The following is a 1,460-nucleotide window of genomic DNA, read 5'->3' as shown; positions in this document are numbered from 1 at the left end:
GGCTCACCGAAGTTGATGGGGGTCGGCTGAGGCCGTCAGTCTGTCCAGGGTGGACCCCGGCGTGAGGGTGCCCGTGGCTCCTGGTTGATCATCTTGTTGTCGAAGCAAGGTTGATCACAACAGAAGAGCCACGGGCATGGTTGAGGATACGACCCGGCTGTTGGGCCTCGCCGGGCTGGCTGTCGTCGGGGTCGCCGACGGGGCGGAGGGTCCGGTGGTGGACCTGGTCACCGCGGATGAGCGGGCGCGGTGGTGTCCGGAGTGCGGGACGCCGGCGCGTAGGTCGAAGGGGCGACGGGTGACCAGGCCGCGTGACTTGCCGGTCGGTGGGCGGCGCCCGGCGTTGCGGTGGTGCAAGCGGCGGTGGCGTTGTGATGAGCCGTCCTGCCGGCGGGGGTCGTTCACCGAGGCGGTGCCCGTCGTCCCGGCCCGTAAGCGGTTGACCGGTCGGCTGCGCGAGGCGGCCGGCGCTGCGGTCGCCGACGGTGGACGCACGGTCGTGCAGTCGGCACGCGATCATGACGTGTCGTGGCCGGTCGTCGCCGCCGCGTTCGCCGCGCACGCGGCTGCGGTGCTGCCCGTGCAGCCGCAACCTGTCGAGGTGCTGGGGATTGATGAGATCCGCCGGGGCAGGCCGAAGTTCGTCTTCGACGAGGAATCCGGCGCGTGGCAGAGCACGGTCGACCGCTGGCATGTCGGCTTCGTGGATTTGTCCCACGGGCAGGGGCTGCTCGGGCAGGTGGAGGGCCGTACCGCGAAGGTCGTGGCCGATTGGCTCCTGGCCCGCCCACCGGCGTGGCGTGATCAGGTGCGTTACGTCGCGATCGACATGTGCACGGTCTTCAAGTCCGCCGTCGGGCAGGTGCTGCCGCACGCGCAGCTCGTCGTCGACCACTTCCACCTCGTGCAGTTGGCCAACGCCACCGTCACCGAGGTCCGCCGCCGGGTCACCGTGCAGGTTCGCGGCCGGCGCGGACGCAAAGGCAACCGCGAGTGGGAACTGCGCAACCGGCTGACCCGATCCGCCGCTCGGATGCGCGCGGAGCACGTCGACGACCTGCAAGCCGAACTCACCGCGCTGCCTGCACGCATCGGCAGGCCGATCCTGGCCGCGTGGAACGCCAAGGAGGACCTGCTCGACCTGCTCGCGCTGGCCCGTACCAAGCCGGACCGCGAACGCGTCGCCGTGCTCCTGGACCGCTTCTATCGCCGCTGCGCGAACGCTGACCTGCCCGAACTCGAGCGGCTGGCCACCACCGTGCAGACCTGGTGGCCCCAGATCCTGGCATTCATCCGTACCGGAATCACCAACGCCGGCTCCGAGGGCACCAACCGAGTGATCAAGACCGTCGCCCGCGACGCCTACGGCTTCCGCAACCCCATCAATCAGCGACTACGCACCCGCTGCGCCACCACTCGACGAACCCGAGGACACCTCAACCCCCGCTAACTTCGCTGAG

At 69.9% G+C, this 1,460-nt stretch carries 1 protein-coding gene; it reads left to right on the top strand.

Annotated elements, in window-relative coordinates; all coding sequences use genetic code 11:
- Positions 1-136 precede the first annotated feature (136 nt).
- Positions 137-1,450: an ISL3 family transposase gene (locus ACFOX0_RS34095; RefSeq protein ID WP_377553800.1), complete on the top strand. Its 1,314-nt coding sequence runs from the start codon at positions 137-139 to the stop codon at positions 1,448-1,450.
- Positions 1,451-1,460: the final 10 nt, after the last annotated feature.

Origin of the sequence: Micromonospora zhanjiangensis, from assembly GCF_042650605.1 — a bacterium.
In the GTDB taxonomy this organism is placed as follows: Bacteria; Actinomycetota; Actinomycetes; order Mycobacteriales; family Micromonosporaceae; genus Micromonospora_J; species Micromonospora_J zhanjiangensis.
Note: the sequence above shows the minus strand (reverse complement) of the source record. Positions and strands in the feature narration are given on the sequence as shown.